Annotated in this window: 9 protein-coding genes; 7 read left to right on the plus strand and 2 right to left on the minus strand. The window is 58.9% G+C overall.

The window, feature by feature from the left end:
* Positions 1-120: 120 nt before the first annotated feature.
* The 3 genes from RBB62_RS09255 to RBB62_RS09265 are packed head-to-tail and all read left to right on the plus strand — an operon-like array spanning position 121 to position 4,983.
* The gene (locus tag RBB62_RS09255; RefSeq protein WP_309398475.1) at positions 121-1,305 is read left to right on the plus strand and encodes an efflux RND transporter periplasmic adaptor subunit; all 1,185 of its coding nucleotides are present in this window, start codon (positions 121-123) and stop codon (positions 1,303-1,305) included.
* A complete protein-coding gene (locus tag RBB62_RS09260) occupies positions 1,298-4,447 on the plus strand; it encodes an efflux RND transporter permease subunit (protein WP_309398476.1) in 3,150 nt (1,049 codons plus the stop codon). The genes RBB62_RS09255 and RBB62_RS09260 overlap by 8 nt, the downstream gene beginning before the upstream one ends.
* A 32-nt stretch (positions 4,448-4,479) precedes the next feature.
* Complete coding sequence (locus RBB62_RS09265) at positions 4,480-4,983, plus strand: hypothetical protein (RefSeq protein ID WP_309398477.1); 504 nt, start codon at positions 4,480-4,482, stop codon at positions 4,981-4,983.
* Positions 4,984-5,068: 85 nt separating this feature from the next.
* Here the strand turns inward: RBB62_RS09265 and RBB62_RS09270 are convergent, their stop codons facing one another.
* Positions 5,069-7,882: a glycosyl hydrolase family 28 protein gene (locus tag RBB62_RS09270; RefSeq protein WP_309398479.1), complete on the minus strand. Its 2,814-nt coding sequence runs from the start codon at positions 7,880-7,882 to the stop codon at positions 5,069-5,071.
* Between the two features lie 1,073 nt (positions 7,883-8,955).
* Here RBB62_RS09270 and RBB62_RS09275 point away from each other — a divergent pair.
* The 4 genes from RBB62_RS09275 to RBB62_RS09290 all read left to right on the plus strand — a co-directional run bounded on the left by RBB62_RS09275 (position 8,956) and on the right by RBB62_RS09290 (position 13,619).
* On the plus strand, positions 8,956-11,094 hold the full coding sequence (locus RBB62_RS09275) for a M3 family metallopeptidase (RefSeq protein ID WP_309398480.1): 2,139 nt from the start codon (positions 8,956-8,958) through the stop codon (positions 11,092-11,094).
* An 82-nt stretch (positions 11,095-11,176) separates the two neighbouring features.
* A complete protein-coding gene (xpt, locus tag RBB62_RS09280; protein WP_309398481.1) occupies positions 11,177-11,818 on the plus strand; it encodes a xanthine phosphoribosyltransferase in 642 nt (213 codons plus the stop codon).
* Positions 11,819-12,028: 210 nt separating this feature from the next.
* Entirely contained in the window at positions 12,029-12,694 is a 666-nt protein-coding gene (locus RBB62_RS09285) for a zinc metallopeptidase (RefSeq protein ID WP_309398482.1), read from the plus strand.
* A gap of 277 nt (positions 12,695-12,971) precedes the next feature.
* Entirely contained in the window at positions 12,972-13,619 is a 648-nt protein-coding gene (locus tag RBB62_RS09290) for a laminin B domain-containing protein (protein WP_309398483.1), read from the plus strand.
* Positions 13,620-13,884: 265 nt separating this feature from the next.
* Here the strand turns inward: RBB62_RS09290 and RBB62_RS09295 are convergent, their stop codons facing one another.
* Positions 13,885-16,218 carry a phosphatase PAP2 family protein gene (locus RBB62_RS09295; RefSeq protein ID WP_309398484.1) on the minus strand — a complete coding sequence of 778 codons (2,334 nt, stop codon included), beginning with the start codon at positions 16,216-16,218 and terminating at the stop codon, positions 13,885-13,887.
* Positions 16,219-16,345: the final 127 nt, after the last annotated feature.

The raw sequence follows: 16,345 nt of genomic DNA on the forward strand, positions 1-16,345 counted from the left end.
ATCGAGACGAGCCCCCCTACCTTTGACAGAGGGATTAGAACCAGCAGACTGAAACTGCTCGCTAGGGATAACGAATGCTACCTCAAAAAGATTAAGCTTTGCGATGCAAAGTTATCTGCAATGAAACTAAAAATGACTTTCAAGATACTCACGACATCCATCCTCACGCTGACTGCTGGCGCGCTCGCGCCGACGGCCTTTGCCCAAAGTCGGGCGGACAACACCGTGATCCTCGACGAGGCAGGGGTGCAGAACCTCCGCATCGAAACAGTGGTGGCCGACGAGGAAACCTTTGAAACGACTATCTTCACGATTGGACGCATTGAAGAAATACCCGCCAACCGGTCGGTGGTCTCTTCGCGCATTGCGGGGCGCGTCGTTGAGCTCGATGCGTTCGAGGGCGACGTGGTCGAGAAGGACCAGTTAGTCGCCATTGTGGAGAGTCGCCAGCTGGGCGACCCGCCGCCGACCGTGAAGCTCTACGCGCCGCAGTCGGGGCTCGTAGTGGCGTCGCATGTGCGCCTGGGGCAGCCGGTGGAGCCATCGCAGGAGTTGATGGACATCTCCGACCAATCCACACTGTGGGCCGTGGCGCAGATTCCCGAGCAGGAAGCCGCGCAGGTGCACGTGGGCGATGTGGCGCGCATTCACGTGCCCTCGCTCGGCGAGCAATGGATCGAGGCCAAGCTGGCGCGCTTTGGCGTGAGCGCGGATCGGCAGGCGGGCACGGTGGAAGGCATCTTTGTTATCGAGAACCCCGAGGGGCGTATGCGCCCGGGCATGCGCGCGGAGTTTTCCATCGTCGTGGACGAGCGCGAGTTCGTGCTCTCCGTGCCGCGCAGCGCCGTGCAGGGCGATCCGAGCAACCGCTATGTGTTCGTGAAAGACTTTGGCCTGGACCATGCGTTTATCAAATCCCCCGTGGTGCTCGGCGAAGAAAACGAGCAGCGTGTGGAAGTGATCAGAGGCGTGTTTCCCGGCGACGAAGTCGTGACGCGCGGCTCCTATGGGCTGAGCTTTGCGGGCGCCGGTTCCGGCATGTCGCTCAAGGAAGCGCTCGATGCCGCGCATGGCCATGAGCACAACGAAGACGGCTCCGAGATGACGCCCGAGCAACGGGCGGCCAACGCACGCGCCAAAGAAGAAGCAGCGATGCGCGCAGCGGGCATTGACCCGAATGCGCAAAGCGGCGGAATCTCGCTACCGCTGATGATTTATGCTGGCGTAGCGACGCTGCTCGCGCTCGTGCTGGCGCAGTTACTTTGGAATGCAAAGCGAACGAAGTCGGAGGGCAGCAATGCTTGATCGGCTGATACGTTTTTCGCTGGGGCAACGAGTCATCATCCTCGTGGCCGCTATCGTGGTGCTCGTCTTTGCCTGGCGCACCACGCAGGAACTCCCCGTGGAGGTCTTACCCGACTTAACCAAACCCACCGTGACCATCCTCACCGAAGCGCCCGGCTACTCGCCCGAGGAAGTCGAAACGCTGGTGACGATCCCCCTCGAAAATGCGCTGATGGGCGTGAACCACGTGACGCGTCTGCGAACCGTGAACGACATTGGCCTGTCGCTGGCATTTGTCGAATTCGAGTGGGGCACGGACATCTACCGCGCGCGGCAGTTTGTGCAGGAGCGCTTGGCCAATGTGCAGGAGCAGCTGCCCGAAGGCGTGACACCCTACATGACGCCGGTCGCCTCACTGATGGGCAACATCATGCTCGTGGGCGTCGTCGACAAGACGGGCGACATGGCACCGCGCGACCTGCGCACGCTCGCCGACTGGACCGTGGCGCGCCGCCTACAGGCGATCCCCGGCGTGGCCGAAGTGCTCGCGATGGGCGGCGGCGTGGCGCAGATCCAAGTGCAGCCCAATCCCGACCGCATGCTCGCGCTTGGCATCAGCTATGAGCAGATTCGCGAGGCGGCGACCAATGCAGTGAGCAACACCACGGGCGGCTTTTTAACGGAGCGGCCCGAGGAGATCATGGTGCGCAACCTAGCTATGACCACCGACCTCGATGCGATTGCCGACACCGTCGTTGTCCACGAGAAAGACCGGCCCATCCGCCTGCGCGATGTGGCGACGGTCGTGTGGGATGTGCAGCCAATGCGCGGCGACGCGGGCCTCGCCACGCGTGACTTTGCCGACGGCGAGATGAGTCGGCGCGGCGTGATCCTGAGCGTGACCAAAGCGCCCGGGTTCAGCACACTGACGCTGACCGACGAGCTCGAAGACGCCATTGCCCAAATGCAGGAAACGCTGCCCGAGGGCGTGGAGCTGGTGAGCGTATACCGGCAGTCGGAGTTCATCAACCTGTCGATTCATAACCTCGAGGAAGCGCTGCGCGACGGGGCGATCATGGTGGCGATTGTGCTGCTGTTGTTCCTGCTCAACTTGCGCATCACGCTGATTACACTGACCGCGATTCCGCTCTCGCTCGGCATCACGGTGCTGGTGTTCGACTGGATGCAGTTGTCCGTTAACTCGATGACCTTGGGCGGGCTCGCAGTGGCGATCGGCATGGTGGTGGACGACGCCATTGTCGACGTGGAGAACGTGTTCCGCCGCCTGCGTGAAAACGCGGGCAAGTCGACACCGTTGCCGAAGCTAGAAGTCATTGCGCGCGCCTCGGCCGAGGTGCGCTCTTCGATCTTTTACGCTACGGTGCTGATCATACTCGTGTTCCTGCCGCTCATGGCGCTAACCGGATTAGAGGGGCGTTTGTTCCAGCCCATTGCCATCGCGACGATCGTTAGCATGGCCGCGTCGTTCCTGGTATCGCTCACGGTGATTCCGGTGCTGAGCTCGTTCCTGCTCAACCCGAAGCCCGGTGGCCGCGCGCACGAAGGCACGTTCATCGAGCGCGGCGTGAAGGGGCTCTTCCGCGCGACGGCGCTACGCATGGCCTTGGCGCAACCGTTACTCGTCATCGCCGGCACCCTGGTGCTAATTGCGGTGGCCGGCGTTGCGCTCTCCAAGATGTCAGGCAACTTCCTGCCGGCGTTCCGTGAACCGACGGCGTTGATTGCGACCACGATGTCGCCCGGCACCTCGCTGAAGCAAACCACCGAAGTGGCCGACGTGGCGACGGATCTACTGATTCAGATTCCGGAGATTCGCACTGTGGGCTATCGTGTGGGGCGCGCGGAAAATGGCGACCACGTGGTGCCGGTTTCGACAGTGGAGTTCGACATCGAGTTCATCGAAGAATTTGACCGACCGCGTGATGAAGTGATGGAAGAAATGCGCGCCACCATGCGCAGCATCCCCGGCACCTTCAGCGCGATGAGCACACCGCTCGCGGACCGCATCGGCCACATGCTCAGCGGCGTCTCGGCGAAGATCGCGATTAAGATCTACGGGCCCGACCTCGAAGAGCTGCGCAAGCTGGGCACCGACGTCGCCGAGATCGCGCGCGGCATTCCCGGGCTCGAAGAAGCCCGCATCGAGCAGCAGGCGCCCATCCCGCAACTACGCATCGAAGTGGACCGCCAACGGGCGCTGGCTTATGGCGTGACGCCAGGCGCGCTCAATGAGCAGCTCTCCGCGATGATTGGCGGCGAGGCCGTGGCGGAGGTTTACTCCGGGCAACGCGTGTTCGATCTGGTCGTGCGTTTGCCGATTGATTGGCGCGAATCGCCCGAGCGCCTTGAGCGCATGTATATCGACACGCAAAGCGGTCAACGCATTCCGCTCAGCTACGTGGCGAACCTGCGTTACGCGACGGGCCCCAACACCATCCTGCGCGAGAATACGCTGCGGCGCTTCGTGGTGTCGATCAACCCAACGAGCAACGACCTGAATGCGCTCGTGGAAACTTTGCAACGCAAAGTAAGCGAAGAAGTGAAGTTGCCCAGTGGCTATTCGCTGAACTTCGAAGGCGAGTATCAAGCGCAAGCCGACGCTAAGCGCACAATCCTACTGTCGTCGCTGCTGGTGGTGCTCGTGATTGGCGTTTTGCTCTACAGTTACTTCCGCAGCTTTGCGTTTGTGCTGCTGGTGTTTAGCATCGTGCCGGTGTCGCTGGTGGGCGGCGTCTTGCTGACGTCGCTTACGCTGAACAACATCAGCATTGCGACACTGGTGGGCTTCATCGCGGTGAGTGGCATTGCCGCGCGCAACAACATCATGCTGCTCGCGCACTACCTGCACCTGATGCGGCAGGAGGGCATGGCGTTCTCGAAGGAGCTCGCGATGCGCGGCGCGGAAGAGCGCTTGTTGCCGATTCTCATGACGGCCATCTCCGCTGGCTTGGCGCTACTGCCGCTCGTGCTCGCAGCGGATGATCCCGGCAAGGAAATCCTCAACCCGATTGCGATTGTGATCCTCGGCGGGCTGGCCACCAGCACTGCGCTGGGGCTGCTCATCACGCCGTCGATCTTCTATGCATTCTATGAAAAGGCGGCCCAGAAATCCATCGAACGCGGTTCCAGCGCCAGCGAATAACTTAAAAGCCAACAACGAAAATGAAACACATTATGAAAACCAAAATCCTCCTACTTGCGTTTGCGCTTTGCGGCGCAATCAATGTAAACGCACAACACGACCATGACCACGACCATGACCACGACCACGGTGATCACGGGCATGGCGATCATGGCCACAGCCATGAGCAGGCGAAGGCCGGCCCCAATGGCGGCAAGGTCGTTGAAGCAACCGAGCCGCACTTTGAGCTGTTCATTCAGGACGACCGCAAGGTGCGTGTGACCTTCCTCAATGACGAGCTCAAGCCAATGGCGCATGATGGTGCCACGGTATCGGCCATCGGCGGTGATCGCAGCAAGCCCGCGCGCCTGAGCTTTGAGCAGGTCGCCGGCGCTTATGTCTCGACCGAGCCCATGCCCGACGGCGCCAACGTGCCGCTGATCCTCCGCGTGAAGCCTGACCAAAAGAGCAAGACCGCGACGGCGCGCATCAACATTAACCTGGCTCAATGCCCCACCTGCGACTTTAAGGAATACGCCTGCATCTGCGGGCATTGATCAGCGGGCACACACATCCCTCTAAACAAAATGGCTCCACTGTGAACAATCAGTGGAGCCATTGTTTTTTCGTCTTATTTCAAAGCTAGTGGATTCTCACATTGGAGAAATAGCCGTTGGCGCCGACGTTGGCATCGTCGTCATTCAAGAACGTGAGGTAGCGAATGAATCCGGTGTAATACTGCCCGATCGGAATGACGTAGTGCTGATACCCATTTCCGCTGTAGGTTTCATAGTCGCGGATCGCCCAATTCTGAGTGCCGTATAGTTCAAAGGCCTGGCTTTGGCCATGCACGTTATCGCCATCGAAACCAATGCCTTGGATCTCGCCCTCAACCGTGCTCTGGTAATCAAACTCCAGCACTGTATCACTCGTGATGGTGTAATTGAGATCGATCTTTTTCCAAGCATTGCCGCTGAGCAGCAAGGTCGCGCCATCATCTTGAACCGTATACGAACCATAATCCTGACCGCTCCCATAAGACGTCACGCTGTGGTCATTGAAGTTGATGCGCACATCGCCTGCGCGTTCGAGAATCCATTGGCTGCTCGTATCGCTAGCGTCGATCACATCGCATTCGGCATAACCGAATAGACCATCGGTGTGCAGGTAGGAAGTCGATGCCCAGCGATTGTGAATCCGCGCGTGGAAGCCGTCGTAGTCTTCAATCGCCCAATGCGAGGTCCACGCGCCCGTCTTAATGGAGGTGCTTTCTACATAGTCCAGATTGGTTCCCTCGTAGCGGCTTTCCAGATTCCAAGTGCGGCTGCTCACCCGATTCACCACTCGGTAAAAACTGCCGTATTCCTCAAGCTTCCAATGCGACGTCAAGTCGTCAGCGGCCATGGCGTCATACTGAGTAATGTCGGCATCGTTGTAGTAATCCAGGAAGAGGTATTCATTCGTTAAACGATTTCGAATGCGGTAATACTCACCCGCTGGCGGCAGCCCGTCATTAGGCGTGAATGAGAAGTTGGGCGTGTCGGGGCCAACTTCGATTCGAGACGACGTGCTGGTGACGGTAGAGCCGTTGATGCTGATGTTTTCGAAGGAGACATTTTCAGCCTGATAGGCGCTGCTCCAACCAGACGTGAGCATGTACTGCCCCCCATGCTCACCGGTGCAAGTGATGCCCTTGAACGTAACGTCATCAACATGCCCGGGCAGACGAACAGTCATCCAATGGTTAATCGTCGGCCGCACCAAGATGAACGCGCTCTCGCTGGCGGCATTTGCCATCGCACGAATATCTTCAAAGAGCACGTTCGGCCCGACGGTTCCGTTTTCTCCGGGCTCAATAAGAAAGGCCGGATTACTCTCGCCGTAGTGAATGATGTCGCAATCCGTGACGGAGATATTGCTCATGTTGTTGGCCCGCGTTTCATGGCCGAGCAGGAATATCCGGGCGCGGTCTCCCCAGAAGACGCAGTTGTTGATCGCGATGTTATCGAGGTCGGTCCGCAGATCGCTCATGCCCTTAAAGGTGATGCAGTCATCGTCGGTGCGGATGAAGCAATTTTCGATGGTCTGATTCACCGTGCCGTTCACCATGTCAATGCCATCGTCGTTGGTCATGTGGCCATTGCAGATTTTCAGATTCGAAATGAGCAGGCCGTCCGTATTCCAGGTAACCACAGTCCACGCCCAAGAGGAGCGAATCGTGATGCCGTCGATCGCGCAGTTTAAGGCGCCGTTGATATGCACCGGGTAGGTCGTTGGGCCGCTGTTTTTCGCGTAGCACGATCCATCCAAAATGCCGCGCCCAGCGATTGTTCCATTTTCACAATCGAACATCGTGACGCCCGCTTGCACAAAGGCGCCGCCGGCCAAATAAAGCGTCTGGTCATCAATCAGGTCGATGCGGCCAACTTCAGCATACATGCCAGGCCCATAATAAAGAACATCCGGGTCGTTGGGATGCGGCGGGGTTAGGTCTGGCGCAGTCGCAAAGATATGCAGCGCGTTATCGGTGTCGGCTCCATCCGGCAGCACCGTAATCTGCGCCGGATCACTCACGCTGAAGGTGATGGTATTGCCATTCACCGTTGGGCTGATGCCCATAGATTCCGGCAAGATTACTGGATTGGATACGGCGACATTGGACGTAACTGACACAACCACCGAGTCAGAGAAATCAAACAAACAGAAGTCATACGCGTAACCATTGTTCTCCGCCCCAGCGTAAACATCCACCGAGGCGCCATCGACACTCACTGTGTAGTCCGCTGAAAGCGGCGCGCCTAGGGGAGCCGGATACGTCATTAGATCTTTGACGGTTAAGACTTCAGTCCAGCCCGTGGAGTTATAGCGATTCGCCCAACTGTCTGGCGTCAGATAGGCGAGCCATGAGTATTGCTGACCATCGGCAGCGGACTCGGGAACAATGAAGTCGAGGTCCAGGCTTCCCAATCCAGAATCCACCGGGGTGTCCGCAAAATCCACATACACGCCGTCCGATACGCGGCGGACAATGGTTCTGAGGATAATGCCATCCGCCGGCGAATTGAAGTGCACCGTCATGCCGACAGTCTGCCCGGCAAATGCCTCTTCGGGGCCACTGACTGTCACATCGACAACTGACAGCGTTTCCGTCCAACCCGTTGAGACATAGCGATTGCTCCAGCTGTCGGGCGTCAGGTAGGCGAGCCAATCGTATTCTTCGCCATTGGCTACGCCGAGCGGCACCGTCCAGTCGATCTTCACCGTGCCACCGCCCGCGACCACAGTGGTGTCGATCGCCTGCATGTAGGCACCATCGGAAACGCGGCGCACAATAGTTCGCAGGATGGTGTTGTCCGCCGGAGAGTCGAAGTGGGCGGTCGCGGTGATGGTTTGCCCTGCGCATGCTTTGTCAGGACCGGAAATATTTACCTCCGCAGCGAGGCATGAAGTGGACACCAAGCATAGCCAGAGGAACGAATAGGATACGGCGAAAAGCCGTTTAAGCACAACATTCATAGGTAATCATTCAGGGGTTTGAATTCTAACAGCCGGTTCGAGTAACTGGCTGCGATCAGCTATTTCTATCTGCAATTGCCCGACCCGATATGAATAAGCACAGCTCCTCCAAAGGTCCGCAGACACTTTAAGCAGGCAGACTCCTATCTTGGTAAAGCTAAGCCAACCGATGAAGTAGACTCAGTGAGACTCTCGGGGTGTTACTGGGTAGTACGCATATTTGGCGGGTAACGCGATATGCAACTACGGTCTCCCAAACAGTAATGATAGACGAGTATCAACGACACGCAATTCTGGGTAAATCATTGCCCGATTTGGTACGTCTATCTGCAATACCATCGCCAGATAATGAAGCCGACAGGTTATTCGAGATAACATCAAGTTACCGCACAGCATTGCTCAAGCCGACAACCAATGATAGATCTAAGAGGGCGTCTAAAAACTCAAGTGGTCTTCGTCGGAGTGCGTCTTCGAGGGTCAAAATATCATTTCTTCATCTCGACGAAACTGGTTTCGCCTCGATTCAGAAGCCGAAATTTTGCCCCTCGAATACATCTCGCCGACTCGATCAGACTTTTTAGACGTCCTCTAAAACAATGCCTCGCGAACAAGCTCGGCGTCGATGGGCGTGACCAATTTGTGGCGGCTCCGCAAGACTGGGATGAGCAGGCGCGCGGAGTCCCAGCTTTCGAGCCTGATGAAGGTGCGCCAGGCGCAGAGCTTGGAACAGCGCTGGACGCGCTGCTTCCCTAGCCAGAGGTCAGCCCAATTGCCCTGAGAAAGCTACAGATATGCGAGCGACAACACACTCCGGGCAAGCAGGCCACGGACACAAAAACCACACGCCCCAATATTCATCCATCTGAAGGAAGGCAGCAACAGTGTCATGATACAAATTCGCTCGTGGCCAAGTTGGCATAGAGGAGACTCCCCAATGTTCCGTTCCCCCGCCCACACGCGACAGCTCGCATCGGCAATTGACTTTGTGGGCTGGCTGAATGTCCTGTAGGGCCATGAGCGAACCACAGCCGCACCCTTTTCTCGACCCGTCCTTTCACGTTGCCTGGAGCAGCCTCGACCCTGAGCTGATTGAGGAGGACATTACGCTGGCCCTCACCAAGGCCCAGAAGAATATCGACGCCATTGCCGGGCAGTACGCCGACGCCGCGACCTACGAGTCCACCATCCTCGCGCTGGAGGACGCCGCGGAAGAGTTCTCCCGCGCCTGGGGCTACGCCGACCACCTCTCCAGCGTTTGCGAAGGGCCCGAGATCCGCAAGGCCTACAACGCCATGCTGCCCAAGGTGTCCGAGTTTTCGACCCGCATCTACCTCAACGAAAAGCTGTGGCAGGTCTTCAAGACCGTTGCCGAAAAGCCGGAAACCAAGGCACTCGGCGGCGTGCATGCGCGCCTCGTTGAGGACACGCTGCGCAGCTTTAAGGACCACGGCGCCGATCTCCACAACGACCGCCGCGAGGAGTTTGAAAAGCTGGCCACCGAGCTCTCCCAACTCACGCAAAAGTATTCCGAAAACGTCCTCGACTCCACCAACGCATGGGAGCTGATTGTGGACGACGAGGCCGAGCTGGCAGGCATCCCCGATAGCGCCAAGGAAGCGATGAAGGAAGACGCCGCCGCCAAGGGCCATGGCGACGAAGCCTCGCCGAAGTGGCGCATCACCCTGCACATGCCGTCTTACCTGCCCGTCATGCAATACTGCGAGAACGGAGCTTTGCGTCGCAAAGTATGGGAGGCCAGCAGCCAGATCGGCAAGACCGCCGAGCACGACAACACGCCGCTGATCGGCAAGATTTTAAAGCTCCGCCAGCGCAAGGCCGAGCTGCTCGACCGCAAGGACTTTGCCGAGCTGACGCTGGGCCCGCGCATGGTCAAGAACGGCAAGGCCGCCCTGGGCTTTGTGGAAACTTTGCATGACAAAGTGGAGGACGCCTTCCGCGACGAGATGGCCGAGCTACGTGTCTTTAAGTCCGGCCAGACGGGCGACGCGCCCGATGCGCTCATGGAGCCGTGGGACACGACTTACTGGGCCGAAAAGCGCCGCCAAGCCGAGTTCTCTTTTGACGAAGAGGAGCTGCGCCCGTTCTTCCCGCTGCACCACGTGATCGATGGTCTCTTTGCGCTGACTGAGCGCCTCTTCGGCGTGAGCATCGTGAAGCGCAGCACCTTCTACCGCGATGCCAAGACCGGCGCCGAAAAGCATGCCGACGAACCCGGCGACAACGAGCCCGTGGAAGTCTGGCACCCGGAGGTCCGCTTCTATGACTTGCTCGACGACGACGGCACGCACCTCGGCTCGTTTTACGCCGACTGGTTCCCGCGCGAAAGCAAGCGCGCCGGCGCCTGGATGAACGCCCTGCGCACCGGCGGCCCGCGCAAGAAGGGCTTTGCCCCGCACCTCGGCTTGATGGCGGGCAACATGACCAAACCCACCGCCGCCAAGCCCGCGCTGATGACGCACCGCGAAGTCGAAACGATTTTCCACGAGTTTGGCCACCTGCTCCACCACCTGCTGGGCACGGTGGAGATCCGCTCGCTCAACGGCACCAACGTCGCCTGGGACTTTGTCGAGCTGCCCTCGCAGATCATGGAAAACTGGTGCTGGGAGCGCAGCGCGCTGGACCTCTTTGCCCGCCACTACGTAACCGGCGAAGTCATCCCGGACGACCTTTACAACAAGATGATGGCCGCGCGTAACTACATGCAAGGCACGGCCACGATGCGCCAGCTGTCCTTCGGCAAGCTCGACCTGGACCTGCACATCAACCACGCCAACGACGCGGCCGAGCGCGACCTCGACGAGCTGATCGACGAAATCCTCGATGGCTACACCGCCGAATACGCGACCAAGCCGCCCTCGATCGTGCGCCGCTTTGGTCACCTGTTTTCCGGCCCCACCGGCTACGCCTGCGGCTACTACTCCTACAAGTGGGCCGAGGTGCTGGAGGCCGATTGCTTCACGCGCTTCCAGAAAGAAGGCGTGCTCAACAAGGAAACCGGCCGCGCCTTCCGCGAGTGCATCCTCTCCAAGGGCGACAGCGAGCCGCCGGAAAAACTCTTCCGCGACTTCATGGGCCGCAACCCGGATTCCGACGCCCTGCTCCGCCGCGCAGGCCTGCTCGAAAAAGCTTAACGCCAAGCCTAGGCGACTGCGGCATCGCGCAAGCGCGAGCCCTACGGCCCGACGCTGAATACTTAAAACACTCTCCCACGCCATGACCGACGCCATTGCCCACCTCCGCGAATTCATCACCGCCGAAGGCCGCAACCTGGGCAATGGCATCCTGAAGGTCGATGCGCTCATCAACCACCAGATTCAGCCCGGGGTCATGCAGGCCTTCGGGCAGATCTTTGCCGATCGCTTTGCATCGCAAAGTCCGACGCGCATCCTGACCGCGGAGGTGTCCGGCATCGCGCCGGCGGTCTTCACAGCGCAGGTGCTCGGCGTGCCGGTGGTTTACGCGCGCAAGAAAAAGCCGGTCACGATGTCGGGCCGCGTTTACATGGCCGTGGCCGAAAGCCGCACCAAAGGCGGGAGCAATGAGCTGGTCGTCTCGGCAGAGTTTCTCCACGCCGACGACCGCGTGCTCGTGATCGATGATTTCCTGGCGCGCGGCAAGACGTCCGCCGCCCTGCTCCAACTGGTCCGCGAAGCCGGCGCCACGCCCATCGGCTACGGCTGCCTCGTGGAAAAGCAGTTCGAAGGCGGCCGCCAATATTTGCGCGATAACGGCTTCGCCGACATCCCCATCGAGGCCCTCGCGAGCATCATCCACATGGACGACAGCAAGATCACGCTGGCAGATAGAGGGGCGGTTTTCCGCGATCGCGGCTCAAACAGGATGCCCCCCACGTAGGAGAGGCTTTATGCCGCGAACACCCATTGACTGGAACAATTTGGCACACCAGTGGGTCATTTTGAAACCATCGTCTCACCTGTGCCACCGCGCGCCCCGGTGCCGAAAATCGGTCGAAGTCGCTTGCAATCAAGCCTTAGGCGGCAATGGTGCCCCTACCGAATGACTGGAACCATCTCTGCTAATACCTTTCCAAACCAATAAGCAACCATGACACTTTTCCTTCTTCTCATTGTTCCGACCATGATCCTCGGCTTCTGGGCCCAGAGCAAGGTCAGCAGCACCTACAACCAATTTAAAAAGGTGCCGACACGCAGCCGTATCTCCGGTCGCGAAGCGGCGGACGCCGTCATGCGCAATGCCGACATCTACGACGTGGAAATCGTCGAAGTCCCCGGCCACCTGACCGACCATTACGACCCGACCAACAAGCGCCTGGCCCTCTCCCGCGAAAACTATCGCGGCTACAGCCTCGCCGCAGTCGGCGTCGCCGCGCACGAAGCCGGCCACGCTATTCAACACAAGGTCGGCTATAAGGCATTGCAGGCCCGCATGAGCTTGATTCCGATTACCACCTTGGCGTCACAAGCATTGCCCTTCGTGATGATTGGCGGCTTGTTCTTCGGCGCCCTTGGGCTCATCAAGCTCGGTGTCATCTGCTACGCGATCCTGACCGTATTCCAGCTCGTGACGCTGCCCGTCGAATTCGACGCCAGCAAGCGCGCCCGCGTCCAACTCGGTGAGCTCGGCATAGTCGGCCAAGATGAAATGCCCGGCGTGGTCAAGACGCTCAACGCCGCCGGCCTCACCTACGTCGCCGCCTTCGTCAGCAGCCTCGCCAATTTGCTCTACCTCTTCGCCCTCTCCCGGGACTAGGCCAGCCTCCGGCTGGACCGTCGGATGCGTTGCATCCGGATTTGGCAACGTGCCGTTGCATCCATTGATTTGCCCATTGGGCAAATGGCCAATCCAACTGGCAAAAGGTAGGGCGCAGTCTCTAGACAAGCCGCTACAGAGGAATGGCCCCAATCGACGACTCTGAGGTAGCGCGAGCGTCCCCGCTCCGCATCGTGCTGCCATCCGGAAAAATGGTTTAGCCTTGGCGAATCGGCGTCGAGCTGGTATATCAACACATTTAACTACTACTACACTTATGAAGACACTCGGGATTCTCTCCTCCGCGGGGTTTGCGCTGGCCTGCGCTAGCGGGCAAGCTGCTTCGATCTCCAGCACATTCGACACTGATGCAGAAGGCTGGACGCAGAGTAATGGCGACAGCGCATCGTCGGTGCTCTGGCAGGCCACCGGAGGCAATCCGGGAGGGCACATCCTCTACGATGAAGCCGCGAATGGCGGGATTGACCGCATGAGCGCGCCAGCGAAGTTTCTCGGCAATCGATCCGCATACGTGGGCGGGACGTTATCCTTCGATTGGCAAACCGACAACCTCAGCGCGCCAACGAACTTCAACGATGACGTGGAGCTAACGGGCAACGGCATGACGATTCGCTTCGACCTCAGCTCTCCATCGCTCGGGGAATGGGAGACGACGATCATCGACCTCACCGCAGGTGCCGGCTGGCTAGTCGACACCACCGGAATTGCGCCGACGAATGTAGAGTTTGCGAACCTCATGGCCGACCTCACGCAATTCACCATCCTCACGGATTTCAACAACGGCGTAGAGAACCCACGCTTCGACAACATCGCGCTGACAGCCGTTCCAGAGCCGTCCACCGTGGCTGCACTACTCGGGGGCGCAGCCCTGCTCGCCGTCGCGATTCGCCGACGCCGCAGTTAAGGCGATTCGCTAACTGACGGTATCGGAGATAAACCAGGTTGCCTAAGCTGGAGGGCAACACTCTGTGGTTGCCGCCGATTGCCACTAAGTCCTTGCCTTCTCATGTCCTCTCCAACGAACGGCGATGACAGAGCATCATCATCGATGGTGAAACCGGCTTCCAGACCCCGCTCGAAGTGGAGTGTGCCCTGGGGGGCGTTCAAGGTGTTCAGTTTGCCGGAAGAGGCAGAGTGAGAGCGGACAGGCAGGTCTGCAGAAAGCCACCTTACCCACGACGTAGGCGGCGGAATACAACCGAACCAAGACAGAGGCCGCCCAGGACCAAAGCATATGTGCTAGGCTCAGGCACCACGACACCAGTGACCGCGTAGCTCGCAAACCTGTCGATGTCAAAGCTCACCCAGCCATCGAGGTATTCAGCGAGATCAGGGTCGTAGGCTGTCCACGGGCTCGAGTCATTCAACTGGCCATAAATCTTGACCGACTCCACCCCGGCACCCACGTCAAAGGAAAGTAGACCCAGAAAGTCACCGGATAATGACGAGTCGATTTCGTAGGCACCAAGCACGGTCTCGCCTGCAATTTCGCCAATGGATAGCTCCATGACGGTGATGTCGATAACACCCACTGGCTCGCCGAAACTGATAATGAATTCACTCTCGCCAGCGGTTTGCTCCACGGCCAATCGCTGGGCGCCAGCGTCGAAGCCCGTGAGACTGCCCGCCTTGGTCTCTGAATCGAGCACCAGGTGGGTGAAATCACTGACCACGAGTCCGCTTTGGGACGCGCTCCACTGGCCACCCACGCCGATAATTTTTGAGCCGGTGATGCCGGACTGCGCCTTGATCGGTGTGGCCAACCCAGCGGGCATCAACGGGCCAACTGCCAGGGTAATGTCGCCATCGACGGCAACACTACCACTGCCGCCCGCGCCTGCCTCCAGCATATCGTTTCCCGAAACAAGAATATTGATGCGACCAGTGGAGGCAATGGAGATATCGCCTTCGGTCATTATAGAGCCGCCGCCCGCAAGGTTGACTGTGCCGAGATTGCCCACCGTGAGTGCTTGAGCGCCAAGGAAACCGCTCACGCCCAGCTTGGCTTCGCTGCCTGAGCCGCCGACGCTGCTCGCACCAGTGAACAGGTTGCTCCCGCTGAGGACGATTTTTCCCGCCTGCACATCGACGCCAGCAAAGGTGTTGCCACCCGAAAGATGCAGCTCGCCGGTCCCTTGTTTGATGAGCTGACCCGGGCCGGATATGTCGTTATTCCATAGGTCTTTGGCGTGGAAACCGCCTTGGGAAGCGTCCATGACAACAGTCGTGTCACCTTGTAGCGACCCATAGCCGCCGGCGGCATCGAAGAGGTTGAGCCGGAACCAGCCAGCGTATTCAGGGTCGGTGTTGTCCAGCGGGGCACCGGACTCGATCATGGTGGTGCTGAGTACATCAAGCCGCTGCTGAGTCGTCAGATAGGGAAAGCGTGTCTCCAGCAGGATCGCGGATGCCTCGGGGGCGACTGCCTCAAGCTCGGTGCTGTGGGTGGGCGTAAGGTCATAAGTCATGCGGTAGCGGTAGATTTCACGAGCCTCGGCCAGCTCCGATCCGGAGATGCCTTGGCTGAAAATGTCAGTGCCGTCGCCCGCCCCGATGATGCTGCGGAAGTCCGTCGCCGCCTGCATGAGGCTATTGTAATTGTCCTCATCCTGAAGGTATTGAGCGATGGAGTACATGGCGTTGGTGCGGCCGCCCATGACATCGAGCGTGTAGTGGTGGCCCATGACAATGCGACCGTTGCCAAACTCGGAAGCGCGGTAGAGCATGTCTTGGTATTTCTCGGGAACCATGATGGCGAACAGCAGGCCACTGCTGTAGGCGAAGTCCGTATGGCCACTGGCAAAGGAGGCGCTGTTTACCAAATATTCCTCACCAGTGACATTGGAGAAATCAGGACCCACCGGCGGCGGCGTTCCCCCGGCAACCGGGATAACGAAGGAAGGGGCACTGAACTCAACTATGGTTCTGCCCAGATGTGGGGCCACCTGAAAGGGGCGCGGATCGCCCTCCCCGTTGGGATCAGGCGTGACAGTGGGGATGTAGGCCTTCTGATAAATATTTGCCTGGCCGTCCGTCGGGAAGTTGATGGTCAGGTTACCGCTGTCGCCTGTACCAAAGAATTGCTTACTCAGATCGAGCCCCGGCCCCGTGTAGCCAATACCACTGGAAAGGGCATTGTAGATGGTGCCCCCGCTCAGGGTGGTGGTGTCCCCCGCGTAAATAGCGGCAAAATAGCGGTTGGTGTAAGTGCTGCCGAGCCCGGTGGCCATCGTCGTGCCGAGATCGGAGTCGATCACAAAGTCATGGATCGCCTGGTGCTGCTCAGCTGCGGTGGCATTGTTCTGGATGTGGAAGCTGGTATTCAGGTTGTCCTGAAGCGCCTGAACACCATCCGGCGTGCTGAGCAATTGGCTGAACGGCATGAGCAGTTCGACGGAATCAGCCGCGTAATCCGGATAAGTCGTTTCGGCATTGGAGCCAGCGGCAAGGCTAAGCGCTAGTATGCATCCGAGCCTTCGATAAGCAGTAGCAGTAAACGGCATTAGTGCATCTAAGGCCAATTGATCCCACCTTGCAATGAGGCATTTTGCCAAATTCTCATGCCAACAATACCAAATAAGCGCCAGCTGATGAGCTGGCACTTTTTAATTAAAGCTTGCTTGAACAACG

This window comes from Cerasicoccus maritimus (assembly GCA_031296935.1).
Classification (GTDB): Bacteria; Verrucomicrobiota; Verrucomicrobiia; order Opitutales; family Cerasicoccaceae; genus Cerasicoccus; species Cerasicoccus maritimus.